Consider the following 252-nt stretch of genomic DNA (forward strand, 5'->3'; position numbering starts at 1 on the left):
TGATTTTATGTTATCATTTTGATACACAAGTTGAAATTTCTTATAATACTATATTATGCTATAATTTCATAGGATTTTAAATTGTGTTCTTTTATAAATAAGATATAACCAATAGAAGTGAAAATTTGAAAAGAGGTGCAAAATAGATGAAGATTTCAACGAAAGGCCGCTACGGCTTAACAATTATGATCGATCTTGCAAAAAAGTTTGGTGAAGGTCCAATTTCCTTAAAATCAATTGCGCAGGCACATG

General features: G+C 29.0%; 1 pseudogene. It reads left to right on the forward strand.

The features are described from left to right. Positions 1-146: 146 nt before the first annotated feature. Positions 147-252, forward strand: a pseudogene (locus SB658_RS25965) (transcriptional regulator); the annotation flags it as partial.

The organism is Bacillus sp. SIMBA_008 (assembly GCF_046535495.1).
Classification (GTDB): Bacteria; Bacillota; Bacilli; order Bacillales; family Bacillaceae; genus Bacillus; species Bacillus subtilis.